The following is a 15,117-nucleotide window of genomic DNA, read 5'->3' on the forward strand; positions in this document are numbered from 1 at the left end:
TCATTGTTCAGCCGTCGTTTCTCAAACCTATTCAGGAAGCCCGCTCCATTTCCGGCAGGGCCTCAAACAGGTCTGCGACGAGGCCGTAGTCGGCGACCTGGAAGATCGGTGCCTCCTCGTCCTTGTTGATGGCGACGATGACCTTACTGTCCTTCATGCCGGCCAGATGCTGGATCGCACCGGAGATGCCGCAGGCGATGTAGAGATCGGGGGCGACCACCTTGCCGGTCTGGCCGACCTGCCAGTCGTTCGGGGCGTAACCGGCATCGACGGCGGCACGCGATGCGCCGACGGCGGCACCGAGCTTGTCGGCAACCGGAAGGATGACTTCCTGGAACTTTTCCGACGAACCGAGCGCCCGGCCACCCGAGATGATGATCTTGGCCGAGGTCAGTTCCGGACGATCCGACGACGACAGCGCATCGGCGACGAAGGTCGACAGGCCCGGATTGGCGGCAGCAGACACCGTCTCGACCGCAGCCGAGCCGCCTTCAGGGGCCGAGGCGAACGAGGCGGTGCGCACGGTGATCACCTTCTTGGCCTCTGTCGTCTGCACCGTCTGGATGGCATTGCCGGCATAGATCGGACGCTTGAAGGTGTCGGAAGAGACAACTTCGGTGATTTCCGAGACCTGGACGACGTCCAGAAGCGCTGCAACCCGCGGCAGCACGTTCTTGCCGACCGAGGTGGCGGCGGCCAGAATGGTGTCGTAGCCGCCGGCAAGCGACACAATGAGGGCTGCCAAGGGCTCGGCCAGGTTGTTGGCAAGGCTTGCATCCTCGGCCACCAGCACCTTGGCGACGCCGGAAAGCTTGGCGGCCTGGTCAGCTGCCGCCTTGGCGCCGGCACCGGCCACCAGCACATGCACGTCGCCGCCGATTTTGCTCGCTGCCGTCAGCGCCTTGGCGGTCTGGTCGGAAAGGTGGCTGCCGTCGTGATCAGCCAGAAGCAGAATAGCCATGATCTTGTCCTCTAGAAAAATGGTTCGTTCCCGAAATCCGTCAGGGCCTGCCGAAAACGGTGAGGCGTGAGAACCGGCGCGCAGCGTACTCTAGTACGTGAGCACCGGAAGCGCAGCGACACGCCGTTTGCAGGCGGACCTCACGGATTTCCGAGCACGCCGGCTTCGGTCTTGAGCTTTTCAACGAGCTCGGCCACCGACTTGACCTTGATGCCGGCCTTGCGGCCTTCCGGCTCCTCGGTCTTCAGCACCTTCAGCCGTGGCGTCGTATCGACGCCGAAATCGGCGGGCGACTTCTTGTCGAGCGGCTTCTTCTTCGCCTTCATGATGTTGGGCAGCGAGGCATAACGCGGCTCGTTGAGGCGCAGGTCGGTGGTGACCACTGCCGGCAGCTTGATGTCGATCGTCTGCAGACCGCCATCGACTTCACGTGTCACGGTTGCCTTGCCGTCGCCGATCTCGACCTTGGAGGCGAAGGTACCCTGCGCCCAGCCGAGCAAGGCCGACAGCATCTGGCCGGTCTGGTTCGAATCGTCGTCGATCGCCTGCTTGCCGACGATGATCAGGCCGGGCTGTTCGGCCTCGGCAACACCCTTGACGATCTTGGCGACTGCGAGCGGCTCGACCTGGTCCTCGGTCTCGACCAGGATCGCCCGGTCGGCACCCATGGCGAGCGCGGTGCGCAACGTCTCTTCGGCCTTGGCCGGACCCACCGACACGACCACGACCTCGTCGGCCTTGCCGGCTTCCTTCAGCCGCAGCGCCTCTTCCACCGAGATCTCGTCGAACGGGTTCATCGACATCTTCACATTGGCAAGCTCGACACCCGAGCCGTCCGCCTTCACCCGGATCTTGACGTTGTAGTCAACCACCCGCTTAACCGTCACAAGTATTTTCATGGCCAACCCTTTCCGGCAATTCTCGTTGTCTACTGATGACCGTTACATGCGCCCGCGCTTGGCTTCGGGATCGTAGGGCGATTCTTCGATGACGCGGGCCTTGCGCCGCTCGCCGAGGATCGGGACTTCCAGTTCCGTTCCCGGCACGCCAAGCTCGACCGGCAGCAACGCGAATGCCACATCGTGGCCGAGCGTATAGGCATAACCGCCCGAGGTGATGCGCCCGACCAGCTTGCCCTGGTGATAGACGCCTTCGTAGATCAGCGAGCTTGCACCGTCGGTGTCGATCGCGATGGTGAAGGAGCGACGGGCAACACCCGCTTCCTTCGCCTTTACCAGCGCATCGCGGCCGATGAAGCAGCCCTTGTCGAGGCGCACGAAACGATCAAGGCTGCTCTCCCAGGCGCTGAGCTCCGGGTTCATGTCGCGGTACATCGCCCGGTAGGACTTTTCGAGCCGTAGTGATTCCAGCGCCTGCAGGCCGATCAATCGAAGGCCATGCGCCTCGCCGGCAGCAAGCAGCGCATCGAGCAGGTGCCGCTGGTAGCAGAGCGGGTGATAGAGTTCCCAGCCAAGCTCGCCTTCGTAGTTGACGCGCAGCAGACGGACGTCGCTGGCGAGCCCCACCGTACCGGTCTGCACGCCGAACCACGGGAAAGCCTCGTTGGAAAGATCGATCTCGGTCAGCGTCTGCAGCACCTCGCGCGCCTTCGGCCCGACGATGGTGAAGCAGCCACGATCGTTGGTGACGTTGCGCAGTTGCACGCTGCCGTCCCTCGGCAGAAGCTTCGAGAGATCGTCGAAGTTCCAGCGCTCTGCCCGCGGCGTCGAGATCAGGTAGAACAAGCCGTCTTCGAGACGGGCGACGACATATTCAGCCTGCACTCCACCCTTCTGCGTCAGGTGATGACTGAGGTTGACGCGACCGGTCTTTGGCAGGCGGTTGGCGAGGATGCCGTCCAGCCAGGCTTCGGCGCCCGGTCCGCTCACTTCGAACTTGGTCATCGGCGTCATCTCGACGAGGCCGACGGCATTGCGCACGGCGTGGACTTCCTCACCAACGTATTTGCCCTTTTCGGTCCAGCGCCAGCTGTATTGGTCCTTGGCCTCGGCACCCTCGGGCGCAAACCAGTTGGGCATTTCCCAGCCGTTGAGAACGCTCCAGACGGCACCTTTTTGCGTCAGACGATCGTAGGAAGGCGCAGTCTTCTGTGGCCGGGCGGCCGGCATGTCCTGGCCGGGATAATGCTGTTCGGCATGGGTGCCCCAGGCCTCGCGCACTTTTTCCCGCGTCCAGTTCTTGTTGGCGTAGTCGCCGAAACGGCGCGGGTCCAGCTCGGAGGTATCGAGGCTGTTGCCGCCTTCGACAATGCGCTCGGAGAGGTAATAGCCGATCGCGCCGCCCCAGAGGATGCCACCTGGCACGCCCTCTGCGATCCAGACATTGTCCAATCCCCAGGCCGGTCCCACCAGCGGCAGTTCGTCGGCGGTCATCTGGAAGGGACCACGGACATTGGCCTTGATGCCGACGCGGCCGAGCGCCGGCACGAGGTCCATCGCCCGCTCCCAGTTCCAGGAAACCGAATCGAAATCCTCTTCGAGCAGGTCGGCACCAAACCACTCCGGCACGCCGTTTTCGGCAAAGAGCTTCAGGTGCTCGGTCTTCTCGTAGGGGCCGAACATCAGGCCGTCGCCCTCTTCGCGCAGATAGCCCTCGAACCCCTCGTCACGCAGGATCGGCATCTCGGGCAGGCCCTGGCGCTTGCGCTCGATTACCTCGGGAACGGCATCGGTGATCCAGTATTGATGCACGATCGGGATCGCCGGAATGTCGAGGCCGAGCATGGCGCCGGTCTGGCGCGCATAGTTGCCGGTCGCCGAAATGATGTGCTCGCAGATGATCTCGCCCTGATTGGTCTTGATCTTCCACTCGCCGCTCGGCATGCGCTCGAAACCGCGCACCTCGGTGTTGAGATAGATCTTGGCGCCGCGATCGCGGGCACCCTTGGCCATGGCCTGCGTCACGTCGGCCGGCGCGATGTGACCGTCATCGGGATGGTAGAGGGCGCCCAGCATCTCCTTGTTGTTTTCAAGCAGCGGCCAGAGATCACGGGCCTCGGCCGGCGAGATCAGTTCAGCGCGAATACCCTGAACCTCGGCGACGCTCATGTAGCTCTTGTATTCGTCGAACCGGTCGCGGGTATTGGCGATGCGCAGCTGGCCGCATTTGTGCCAGCCGACATGCTGGCCGGTTTCGGCTTCGAGGCCCTCGTAGATTTCGATGGTCTTGGCGATCATCCGGCCGATATTGATCGAACGGGCATAGGACGGGATGAGACCGGCGGCATGCCAGGTCGAGCCGGCGGTCAGCTGCGTGCGTTCGAGAAGCGCAACGTCCGTCCAGCCGCGTTTCGTCAGACCGTAGAGAATGGCTGCACCGACGCAGCCGCCGCCAATGACTACGGCCCGAGCATGAGTTTGCATGAAGAGGTTCCCTTATGTGGAATTTTCAGCAACTTACAAACGGCCGGCGTGCTTGTAATCTTGCTAAAAACTATCCGGGGGCATAACCTCAGTTTATGCATAGGCTCCGCTCGCTCGTCCCCTCCGCCAACTATCTCTTCGTCTTCGAGGCCGCCGCCCGGCGGCAAAGCTTTACGGGTGCGGCAGAGGAGCTGAATGTCAGCCAGCCTGCGGTCAGCAAGACGATCCGCCTGCTTGAAGAGGCAACGGGCCTCAAGCTCTTCCGCCGCGAACATGCGCGGCTGGAGCTGACGGCCGAGGGCAAGCGGCTCTACAAGGAAACCCAGGAAGCCTTCGATCACCTGCACATGGTGATCTCGTCGCTCAGGCAGAAGCATTCGCGCGATATCGTGCGCGTGTCGTTTTCCGCATCCTTCGTGCAATTGTGGTTACTGCCGCGGCTGAAAGCCTTCAAGGCCCAGCATCCGGATATCGCCTTGCGCATTGCCGAAAGCAGCCGCGACGACCAGGACCTGCTGGAAGAAGACATCGACCTTTCCGCCCGGCTCGGTACCGGCAAATGGCCTGGTATCCACGCCTGGCATTTCGTCACCGAAGAAGTCTGGCCGGTCTGCAGCCCCGCCTATCTGAAAGAGCACGGGCCAATCGGGACTCCGGCCGACCTGCTCAACCACACGCTCCTGCATTTCGAGGAACGGCATCGCTCACGCGTCGGCTGGCGTGAATATCTCGAGCGCAACGAGGTCTCCGCCGCCAAGCTGACGCAGGATTTCGTCTTTACCGATGCGCTGAATTCGATCGAGGCCGCCGTGCACGGCCAGGGAGTCGCGCTCGGCTGGAAGCATCTGGTGCATGATCATCTGAAGGCCGGAAAGCTCGTCTGCCCGATCCGGGCAAGCTATCTCACGGGACAGAGCATCCACATCGTCATGCCGGCCCAGCGCCCACCCAAGCGCGGCACCGAGATCTTTCGCGACTGGCTGATGGAGCAGAATGCCGACGCCGACATCTTCGGCGACGAGGTTGGTTAGAAACGCTCGCCGACGAAGTGGGCGACCTGGGCTCCGGCCTCGTAGTAGGCTTCCTTCAAACGCCGCATCGGCGGATCGCTCGGGTCGCTGAGCGGCAACGGCAGCTCCGCCTCGGCAATCTCTCCGAGGATATGCCGCGCCAGCACCCGGCCGAACACCGTGCCCGGCGCGATCCCGCGACCGTTATAGCCGGAGAAGCCGACGACATTCGGCGCAAACCGATGGAAGCGAGGCAGCGCATTGGTGGTCATGCCGATCTGGCCGTACCATTCGCACTCAAAATCGACCTTGCCCAGTTGCGGGAAAAGCCGGGCAAGCGAGCGCCGAGCCCAGGCCTTGTGCACGGCGGCACCGCCATTACGCAAGGCGCCGACGCTGCCGAACACCAGCCGGCCCGCCTTGTCCATGCGGAAGGACGAGAGGATCTCCTTCGTGTCCCACACGCCCTCGCGGTTGGGCAGAATGGTCGCAAGTAGATCTGGTGCGAGCGGCCGCGTCGCCAGATTGAAATAGGGCAGATAGACCTGTTCGGTCCGCACCCGCTCCCATGGCCCGGTGCTATAGGCATCGGTCGCGACGATGATCCAGTCCGCCGTCACGGATGCCTTGTCCGTCGCCACCTTCCAGCGACTGCCGACACGCTCCGTCGAGACGACCCGGCTCGATGTATGCAGGGTCACGCCGGCCCGTTGAGCTGCGTGTGCCAAGCCGCGAACATAGGCGAGCGGCTGCAAGGTCCCCGCCCTTTTGTCGAGCAGGGCGCCGGCATAGCCTGTGGTGCCGATCCGCGCAGCCGTCTGGGCTGCGCTTAGAAGTTCGACCGGTGCGCCGCGCTTTTGCCATTGCGCCGCCCGGTTCTCGATTTCCATCAAGCCATTTTCGCCAACAGCGCAGTGCAGCGTGCCGTTGCGCTCCAGTTCGCAGGCGATGGCGTGCTGGTCGATCAGATCCATCACCACGCGCGGCCCGTTGCCGAGCAGATCGAGAAGTCGTTCGCCGTGGACCTCGCCGAGTTCGCCTGGCAGATCGTCCGGCATCACCCACATGCCGGCATTGATCAGCCCGACATTGCGACCTGCGCCGCCAAAGCCGATCTCCGCGCCTTCGAGCAGGATGACCCTGCGGCCGGCCTCGGCCAGATGCAGGGCGGCCGAAATGCCGGTGAAACCACCGCCAACGACCACCACATCGGCGGATGCGTCCGTTTCAAGCGGGCCTGTGACCGGTGGCTGCGGGGCGGTTTTTTCCCAAAGCCCATGGGAGCGGGGGTCGTTCAGCATCGGTCCAGTCCTTCATGCGGGGTGTCGCTTCGTCTCTGCCCGCAGATTCTATCGATCATGACAATGATAATGTCGCCGTCACTGTGTAAAGACCACCGTCCTGTGGCCGTTGAGCATGACGCGGTTTTCCAGATGCATCTTCACCGCACGGGCGAGAACACGGCTCTCGATATCACGGCCGGTGGCGACGAAATCCTCGGCGCTCATTGCGTGGGTCACCCGCTCGGTCTCCTGCTCGATGATCGGCCCCTCGTCGAGATCGGGCGTGACATAGTGGGCGGTCGCTCCGATCAGCTTGACGCCGCGCGTATGCGCCTGGTGGTAAGGCTTGGCGCCTTTGAACGACGGCAGGAACGAGTGATGGATGTTGATGATCCGTCCATAAAGCCGGTTCGACAGATTGTCCGAGAGCACCTGCATATAGCGGGCGAGGATGACGAGGTCGGCTTGCGTCTCGCGCACCAGATCGGTCAGGCGCTGCTCCTGTTCCGCCTTGTTGTCCTTCGTCACTTTCCAGTGGTGATAGGGGACGCCTCCGAGTTCCGCGGTCGCAGCGCTGTCGTCATGGTTGGAAACGATGGCAACGACCTCGGCATTCAGCCAGCCGACGCGGATCTGGTAGAGCAGATGCAGCAGCGCATGGTCGAACTTGGAGACCATCACGATGATCTTCGGCCTCCGGGTGGCGTCGGTAATCGCGACCCTCATTCCGAAGCGATCGATTGCCGGTTTCAGCGCCCGCTCGACGCCGTCCCGCGCCATGCCAGCGGGTCCCGTAAAGGCGATGCGCATGAAGAAGCAATTGGTCTCGACATCGCGAAATTGGTTGCTCTCGACGATGTTGCCGCCGATCGCCGCAAGCTCGGTTGTTACCGCCGCGACAATGCCGGGCTGGTCATCACAGGCGAGCGTCAGGATGAACGAGGCAGCTGTGCCTGTTGATGTCAGGTTTGCGGGCATTACAGTCATGCCTGTTCCTTTCGTGATGGAGGTAGCTGGCGGCGGCTCACCCAAGCAGCTCAGGTCTTGGCTTTTGGCTGGCCGAAGACATAGTCGGTGACCTTGGGCAGAAAGGTCTCGCTGTGGTAGCCGCGCGGCTTGTCGCCGACTGCCACCCCGGCATTGAGGATGCCGGCCTGGTAGTCGTCGGCAAACAGCGAGTAGGGATAGACCGGCTCGATCGCGCTTGCCACCTGCAACAGCTGGCGCAATTCGGCGGGGATCGAAAAATCAAGTGCGGCCAGATTGTCGTCGAGCTGTTCGAGCCGGCTGGCGCCGATGATGGCGGCACCGACGCCGGGCTGCGTCACCACCCAGTTCAGAGCGACCTGCGCCATGCTGTGGCCGGTCTCGGCGGCGACCGCCTCCAGTGCCGCGACAATGCGCATGTTGCGCTCGGTAAAGAGGCCGAGACCGCTGCCGGATGTATCGAGCGAGAGCCGCCCCGCCGCCTGCCGGCCGGCCCGGTATTTGCCGGAGAGCAGCCCCATGGCGAGCGGGCTCCAGGCGGTGATCCCCAGGCCGAGCGTCTGGGCCAGCGGCACGAACTCGTTCTCGATGCTGCGTTCGGCCAGCGAATAGGGAAGCTGCAGGCAGATCGGCGGCGTCAAAGCGTGCGCCTCCGCCCATGTCTGGGCGCGCGCCGCATACCAGCCGGGCACGTCGGAAAGCCCGGCATAGCGGATCTTGCCGGCGCGCACGAGATCGTCAAACGTCCGCATGACCTCTTCGGCGGGCGTGATCCGGTCCCAGGTGTGCAGCAGATAGAGGTCGATGTAATCAGTCTTCAGCCGCCGCAGCGAGGCATCGACGGCGCGCATCAGGTTTTTGCGGCCGTTGCCGCCGGCATTCGGGTTGCCGGGCTCCAGGCTGTTGGAAAACTTGGTGGAAATCACCACCCGATCGCGAATGCCGGCCTCGGCGACGAATTTGCCGATCAGTTCTTCGCTGAGGCCGGCCGCATAGGAATCCGCCGTGTCGATGAAGTTGCCACCGACCTCGAGGTAGCGATTGAAGATGGCGCGCGCCGCATCTTCGTCCGATCCCCAGGAGCCTCCGATCCCTCGAATGCCGCCATTGCCGAAGGTCATAGTTCCGAGCGCGAGCCGGCTGACCCTGAGGCCCGAGCGGCCGAGAAGGTAATAGTGGTCCATGGACATGGGAATTCCTGATTTGTCTCGCGTGCTGCCCTCGGCCGCCGTCACATGCGACCGTGATAGCTCCTGCGGGCGACGCCTTGCTGGACATGGTTGATCATCGTGATGAAATCGAAGACCGGACGACCGGTCGCCGCCTGCACCGCGTGAGCATAGGGCGGAAGATCGCTGCATTCGAGCAGAATGGAGCGGACATCCGGGTTATCCTCGACGAGCTTGCGAGCGACCTCAGTGACCTCGCGCTCGATGGCAGCACTGTCGAGCGTGCCCTTTTCTTCCAGTATCGCTTCGCGGAATTCCGTCTGCCCTTCCATGCCCGCGATGGCGAGCGGAATATGCCCCGGTACGTTGCTCGCCTCGAAATGGCGCGGCGTCAGTCGGCTGGCATTGGCGGTGATGATGCCGACCCTGCCGCCGGCCGCCGCATGCATGAACGGGATCTGCATCAGGCTCGACAGGAACACCGGGATATCGACAGCCGCTGCAACCTCCTCCTGGAAATAGGCCATGAAACCGCAGGCCCCGGTGATCGCCTTGACGCCGCGGTTGCGCAACTCGACCGCCGCTTCGATGAAGACGTCGCGAAGGGCTGGATCGCGCTGATTGAGCAGCCGGTCGATCGAAGCGCCGCGCACCTCCTGGAACCGCACGGGAAAATCATAGGTGGTGGCGTTGCCGACATTGCCGGGCACGCAAGGATATGCCGCATCGAGGATGAGGATGCCGATCGACTCCCCGTACCACGATTGCGTCCTCCGCTTGACTGTGTGGACAGTCATCGTCTTGTCTCCGATATCAAAATTGTTCTCAAACCGGCATGCCCGCCGAGGGGAACGGGAGCCAGTTGCGGCTCCCGTAGCTGGTGTTACTGAACCAGGCGCGGCGCGCCGGTTTCGGCCGCCGTCCCATCGAGGCCATAGGACTTCAGGACGTTGACGATAGTGCCGTCGGCGTGCATCGCCTCGATCTGCGCATCCAGTGCGACACCGAATTCCTTGGCGTTGAAGGAATAGGGGAACGCCGCCTGCGCGGCTTCCTTGGTGGCTCTGACCCGATCGTCGGAGGCTGCGACCTTGACCTTGACGTCCTTGAGAGCGCCGCTCTTTTCAGCAACGACGCCGGTCGAATAGCCATCCACCGCCACGTCGATACGGCCGGCGAAGAGGTCCTGCTGCATGTTGACCGAGTTTGGGTAAAGCTTCAGCTTGGAACCGAGCATGGTCTTCAGGTCGGTGACCCAAAGATAGCCTTGCACCGTACCGACCTGCTTGCCTTCGAGGTCGCCGACATTGGCGAAACCATCCTTGGAATAGATCGCCATCTGGTCCGTATAGAGCGGTGCCGAAAGGTTCATGACCTTGGCGCGCTCGGCGGTGCGATACCAGTCACCGGTCGCGATATCCGCCTGTCCCGACAGCACGTACTGGATGGCGGCAGCCGGATCGACGGCAACCGCCTTCACCTTCAGGCATTCGCGCTTGGCGAATTCGGCGGCGATATCGCCGTCGATGCCCTTCATGTTGCCGGCGTCATCAAGATAGGAATGCGGAACGTATGTCGTCACGGCAACAGTGAGCGTGCCCTCTTCGATGGTGGCGAAGGTGTGCTTCGGAGTGCAGTCCTGCGCAAGCGCCACCTGGCTCGAAACGAGGACGCCGGCGATACCGGTCAGCAGAAGGCGGGTTTTGGTCGCAAATGTGGTCATGCCTGAATGCCCTTTCGTGGTTTTGGTTCAGCGTTGCGCATAGGAACCGGCGCGCTTTTCGACATGGCTGACGAGCAGGGCGGCGGGGATGGAGATCGAAGCGTAGAGAACACCGGCCGCAAGCAGCGCCGGGAAATAGCGGAACGTGTTCGACCCGATTTCGTAGGCCCGGCTGACGAGTTCCGGCAGCGCGATGGTGAAGCAGAGCGACGTGCCCTGGAAGATCAGGATCGAGAAGGCGAGCAGCGCCGGAAGCGCCACGCGCAGGCCCTGCGGCAACAAGACGTAACGCAACGCGTCCAGTCGATTGAGACCGATCGCGACGGCCGCCTCGCGCTGACCATGCGGGATCGATTGCAGGCTGGCGCGAATGATCTCGCTGGTATAGGCGCCGGTGTTCCAGGCCAGCGCAATGACGGCTGCCGTGAACGACCCGAGCGTCAGGCCCGATGTCGGCAGGCCGAAATAGATGAACTGCAGCAGCACCAGCGCCGGAGCGCCACGGCCGACCTCGACCAGGAACAGGGCGAGTGCCTTCGTCAGCCGGCTTTTGGCCAGCACGCCCAGCGCGAGCAGCAGCCCGAACGGAATGCCGATCAACAGGCTGAGCGCCGTGACCTGCAGGCTGATCGAGAGGCCCGAAAGCAGATCGGGCAGCCAGGCGGAGAGCTCTTCGTAATTCGGCAACATCAGCGCGCCACCTTTGCTTGCAGATAGCCGTCGGCGACGCGCGACAGCCAGGCGACCGGCAGGCTCAAGAGGATGTAGAACATGCCGACAAGGGCGAAGACCTCGAGGCCGCGAAACGTGAGCTGCGACAGCTGGTTGCCCTGGAACGCGAGTTCGCTGACGCCGATGGTCGAGGCGACGGCCGTCTCCTTCATCAGACCGATCAGATAGCTCGCCGCCGATGGCAGGGCGACACGGAAGGCCTGCGGCGCGACGACATCCGTCAGTGTGGACCAACGGCCGAGGTTCAGCGCCGACGACGCCTCCCACTGTCCGAAGTGAATGGAGGCCAGTGCGCCGCGGTAGATTTCCGCCATGTTGGCGGCGGCGATCAGTCCGAGCCCGGCGAGCGCCGCGTTGAACGGGCTGATCGGGAAGACGCTCATGCCGAGGCCAAAGAAGATGATGAACAGCCAGAGGATCGGCGGAATGCCGCGCACGATCTGGATGAACACCATGGCCGCTAACCGCAACGGCAGGATGCGGCTTTGCCTGGCGGCCACCAGCGGAATGCCGAGGATGGCGCCGGCCAGAAAAGCGCCGAGCGTCAGGGCAACGGTCCAGGGAAGCCCGCGCAAGATGGCGAAGATGTCGGCCGTGCTCATCGGTCGTGCACCGCCCGAAGGAAGCGCTTGGTACGCTCCTGCTGCGGATTGCGCATGACGTCCTGCGATGGTCCCTTCTCGATGATCTTTCCGTCGGCCATGATCATCACCGTGTCGGAGACATTCTCGGCAAAGCTCATCTCATGGGTGACGACGATCATCGTCATGCCGGTCTCGGCCAGTTCCCGCATGACGGCGAGCACTTCAAGGCCGAGTTCCGGGTCGAGCGCAGAGGTCGGCTCGTCGAAGAGCATGACATCGGGATCGAGCGCGAGCGCTCTTGCAATGGCGATGCGCTGCTGCTGCCCGCCGGAACAGCGGCCGGGAAACTGCTCGGCCTTGTCGGCCAGGCCGACGCGGCTCAGGAGTTGCATCGACCGGTCGTCGGCGTTTTTGCGGCTGCGCCCGAGAACGCGCTCCTGCGCCAGGCTGACGTTTCGCAGCACCGTCATGTGCGGAAACAGGTTGAAAGACTGGAACACCATGCCGACGCTGCGGCGCAAGGTGGAAAGCTCCGATCGACCGGCGGGTGCCGCGGCATTCAGCGAGATGTCGCCGATGGTGACATGGCCGCCATCCGGGGGTTCGAGGTAGTTGATGCAGCGCAGCAGCGTGCTCTTGCCGGATCCGCTCGGGCCGATGATCGCGAGCACCTCTCCCGGCATCACCTCCAGGTCGATACCGTCGAGCACAGTGTGATTGCCGTAGTGTTTGCTCAGCTTGTCCAGCTTGATGAGGGGCTTTCGCGCCTGACCCTTTTCGGAAGGCGCTCCTTTGGCGGCCAGAGCATCGTCCTCAGTCATTGTCGGTTTGCCACCCCTCATGTGCAAGACAGCGCCATCCATGACGATTTCGTCCCATTGCAGGCACGGCTCGGCTCCACGCCGGGCAAGCCGCGTCCTGTCGCTGAATTTGTTTGATGTCTGCCGTGCGCCCCAAGGCGAACGACTGTCGTTCCCGTTCTTTTGTTGTGGATCACCATAACGATTCGATGCGTGCCCGGCAGACGACAAAAATTGCAGAACCGCATAACTTGGAGTTATGATTTCAAGGGATACGTCTCGTCGCTTGCCACGGAAGCCGAACGGATGGGTGAGGTTTGAAATGTTTGCCGAATGCCTGGGGCGATAATGGCAACCCACTCATGCAACCAAAAAAGGTTAATGCCGGCGGTGGGCGCTGTTGGCAAGATAACACTATTTTAGCCATGACCGATGAGCAAAGCCATCGGATCGCTAGATATCGCTATGCTTACCGAGTCGCCCAAAAATTGCCTGCCTCGCCCGCGAGTGATAGAAAGAGCTATAAAATTGCAACCGAACAGAGAAGATGCCTGTCCTCGTACACTCGGTTCGAACCGCCGGCTCTGATCGCCGGCCGCACCACTTGCGGGCAGCATTGACGGCAACGCTTTGTACGATAGCCATGCATGAGAACAGACTGAAATTAGAGGGCGGTGCCATGCTTGCAGTCCAAGCGGTTCAGGCACAGCAATGTTCGCAAGCGGTCCAAACCAAACCGCAACGGAAAGGGAAAGGCTAGGATGTCAAGCACCGACTCGACGTTGTCTGCTGCATCTCCCGTGGACGATACCGTCCTTGGCAATACTGACGAGGTCATCTCGGTTTACGACGAGGCCCTGCATCTGGTCGCTTCCTCGGTCGCCCTTCAACGGACTTACGAGGTGGCTGGACTGGTCGATGCAACACTCTGGCATGTCTACCCCGAACTGCTTGAGCCGGCCTCGAAGGCGATGGCCGAGTCCGTTCTTGCCAACGGCGTTCCCCGCAGCATCGAAATCTTCGACGCGCCCAATCGGTCTCGGCGAACCCTGCTGGTCTTTCGCGCCGGCCAGGGCGTCGGCGTCATCGAGACAGATGGCGCATCGGTGAGGCGGGAGGTCGCGAGCCAGGGCGAGAACGAGCGCGCACTGCTGCTTCATCAGGCGACCCACGATGCCCTGACCGGTCTGCCCAACCGCCGCCAATTCAGCGACGACCTGCGAAGCGTGCTGCCGGCCGTCAATGAAAAGAAGCCGGCGTTGATGCAGATCGACCTCGACGATTTCAAGCCGATCAATGACACGCTTGGTCACGGGGCCGGAGACGCGGTGCTGCGCATGGCGGCCGAACGCATACGCGGCGTTCTGCAAGACGGCGAAGTTGCCTACCGGCTGGCGGGTGACGAATTCGCGATCATCCAGCGGGACGCCGAGCAGCCGGCCGAAGCCGAGCGGCTCGCCAATGCGGTGGTCAACGCCTTCAAGGAGCCGTTCACGGTCGATGGCATATCGGCATTTGTCGGTGCAAGCATCGGCATTGCCATCGCGCCGCCTGATGGCAATGAGGGCGAGCAGCTGATGAAGGCGGCCGACATAGCGCTCTATGCGGCCAAGAAAGAAGGCCGAGGCCGCGCCAAAACCTTCAGCCGATCGATGCTGATCGTGCTGGAACAACGGGAGATGCTGCGCCGAAGCCTGCGAACCGCGCTCAGGGAAAACCAGTTTTCCATCGAGTATCAACCGCTTGTGAAGCCTCCCTTCACCATTGTCGGCTTCGAGGCACTGGTGCGCTGGCGTCATCCGCTGGTTGGCATCATTCCGCCCAATGTCTTCGTGCCGATGGCAGAATCCGATGGCCTCATGAGCGAGATCGGCCAATGGGTGCTGGAGCAGGCCTGCCGCCAGGCGACCACATGGCCTGCGCATTTCACCGTGGCCGTCAACCTGTCTCCGGCACAGTTCCTTCACGACGGCTTCACCGACCGCGTATCACAGACGCTCGATATGGTCGGCTTGCGGGCAGATCGGCTCGAACTGGAAGTCACCGAATCGGTTCTGCTCGAGAAGACCACCAACAATCTCGACACGCTCAATACGCTGAACGTGCTCGGCATTCAGATCTCGCTCGACGATTTCGGCACCTACTATTCGTCGCTGAGTTATCTCAAGAACTTCCCGTTCGACACGATCAAGATCGATCGCTATTTCATCAAGGATCTCGAGAATGACGAGAAGAGCCAGGTGATCGTTCGCTCGATCATCGCGCTCGCGCACGGACTGGGGATGGCGGTGACGGCGGAAGGCGTCGAGACGCGGGCACAGGCCCTGTGGCTGGAACGCGAAGGCTGCGATCGCTTGCAGGGCTACTTCCTCGGCGTTCCCATGCCACCCAACGCTATCGACGGCTATTTGCGTCAATCATCGTCAATGGAAGTTTCGTAAAAAAACTGCGAGTGAGGCTGTGGGGTTGGCCGCCAGCACAAGGT

The 15,117-nt window shown here is 62.5% G+C and carries 13 protein-coding genes; 2 read left to right on the top strand and 11 right to left on the bottom strand.

Translation table 11 applies throughout. From position 1 onward, the window contains the following. Positions 1–31: 31 nt before the first annotated feature. The 3 genes from LPJGGPFB_RS28630 to LPJGGPFB_RS28640 form a co-directional block, all read right to left on the bottom strand. A complete protein-coding gene (locus LPJGGPFB_RS28630; RefSeq protein WP_173423313.1) occupies positions 32–961 on the bottom strand; it encodes an electron transfer flavoprotein subunit alpha/FixB family protein in 930 nt (309 codons plus the stop codon). A 140-nt stretch (positions 962–1,101) separates the two neighbouring features. After that, positions 1,102–1,860, bottom strand: coding sequence for an electron transfer flavoprotein subunit beta/FixA family protein (locus LPJGGPFB_RS28635; protein WP_173423314.1), 759 nt, complete (start codon positions 1,858–1,860; stop codon positions 1,102–1,104). Between the two features lie 42 nt (positions 1,861–1,902). Beyond that, entirely contained in the window at positions 1,903–4,344 is a 2,442-nt protein-coding gene (locus LPJGGPFB_RS28640; protein WP_173423315.1) for a GcvT family protein, read from the bottom strand. Between the two features lie 95 nt (positions 4,345–4,439). Between LPJGGPFB_RS28640 and LPJGGPFB_RS28645 the strand changes: the two genes are divergently transcribed. Further along, complete coding sequence (locus LPJGGPFB_RS28645) at positions 4,440–5,375, top strand: LysR substrate-binding domain-containing protein (RefSeq protein ID WP_173423316.1); 936 nt, start codon at positions 4,440–4,442, stop codon at positions 5,373–5,375. Here the strand turns inward: LPJGGPFB_RS28645 and LPJGGPFB_RS28650 are convergent. From LPJGGPFB_RS28650 to LPJGGPFB_RS28685, 8 genes are all read right to left on the bottom strand, one after another. Next, a complete protein-coding gene (locus tag LPJGGPFB_RS28650; protein WP_173423317.1) occupies positions 5,372–6,655 on the bottom strand; it encodes an NAD(P)/FAD-dependent oxidoreductase in 1,284 nt (427 codons plus the stop codon). The genes LPJGGPFB_RS28645 and LPJGGPFB_RS28650 overlap by 4 nt on opposite strands. A gap of 78 nt (positions 6,656–6,733) precedes the next feature. Then, positions 6,734–7,624 (bottom strand): formyltetrahydrofolate deformylase, encoded by an 891-nt coding sequence (gene purU, locus LPJGGPFB_RS28655; protein ID WP_173423318.1) that lies wholly within the window; start codon positions 7,622–7,624, stop codon positions 6,734–6,736. A gap of 50 nt (positions 7,625–7,674) precedes the next feature. Then, on the bottom strand, positions 7,675–8,814 hold the full coding sequence (locus LPJGGPFB_RS28660) for an aldo/keto reductase (protein ID WP_173423319.1): 1,140 nt from the start codon (positions 8,812–8,814) through the stop codon (positions 7,675–7,677). A gap of 41 nt (positions 8,815–8,855) precedes the next feature. Further along, positions 8,856–9,590 carry an aspartate/glutamate racemase family protein gene (locus LPJGGPFB_RS28665; protein WP_173423320.1) on the bottom strand — a complete coding sequence of 245 codons (735 nt, stop codon included), beginning with the start codon at positions 9,588–9,590 and terminating at the stop codon, positions 8,856–8,858. An 86-nt stretch (positions 9,591–9,676) separates the two neighbouring features. Then, complete coding sequence (locus LPJGGPFB_RS28670) at positions 9,677–10,516, bottom strand: ABC transporter substrate-binding protein (protein ID WP_173423321.1); 840 nt, start codon at positions 10,514–10,516, stop codon at positions 9,677–9,679. 27 nt (positions 10,517–10,543) lie between these two features. Beyond that, positions 10,544–11,206 carry an amino acid ABC transporter permease gene (locus LPJGGPFB_RS28675; protein WP_173423322.1) on the bottom strand — a complete coding sequence of 221 codons (663 nt, stop codon included), beginning with the start codon at positions 11,204–11,206 and terminating at the stop codon, positions 10,544–10,546. After that, entirely contained in the window at positions 11,206–11,850 is a 645-nt protein-coding gene (locus tag LPJGGPFB_RS28680; protein WP_173423323.1) for an amino acid ABC transporter permease, read from the bottom strand. Before LPJGGPFB_RS28680 ends, LPJGGPFB_RS28675 begins: the two co-directional genes overlap by 1 nt. Further along, positions 11,847–12,653 carry an amino acid ABC transporter ATP-binding protein gene (locus tag LPJGGPFB_RS28685; RefSeq protein ID WP_173423324.1) on the bottom strand — a complete coding sequence of 269 codons (807 nt, stop codon included), beginning with the start codon at positions 12,651–12,653 and terminating at the stop codon, positions 11,847–11,849. Before LPJGGPFB_RS28685 ends, LPJGGPFB_RS28680 begins: the two co-directional genes overlap by 4 nt. A 740-nt stretch (positions 12,654–13,393) precedes the next feature. On the opposite strand from LPJGGPFB_RS28685, the gene LPJGGPFB_RS28690 reads away from it, so the two are divergent. After that, positions 13,394–15,073 (top strand): putative bifunctional diguanylate cyclase/phosphodiesterase, encoded by a 1,680-nt coding sequence (locus tag LPJGGPFB_RS28690; protein ID WP_173423325.1) that lies wholly within the window; start codon positions 13,394–13,396, stop codon positions 15,071–15,073. Positions 15,074–15,117: the final 44 nt, after the last annotated feature.

Source organism: Ensifer adhaerens, from assembly GCF_013283195.1.
GTDB lineage: Bacteria > Pseudomonadota > Alphaproteobacteria > Rhizobiales > Rhizobiaceae > Ensifer > Ensifer adhaerens_G.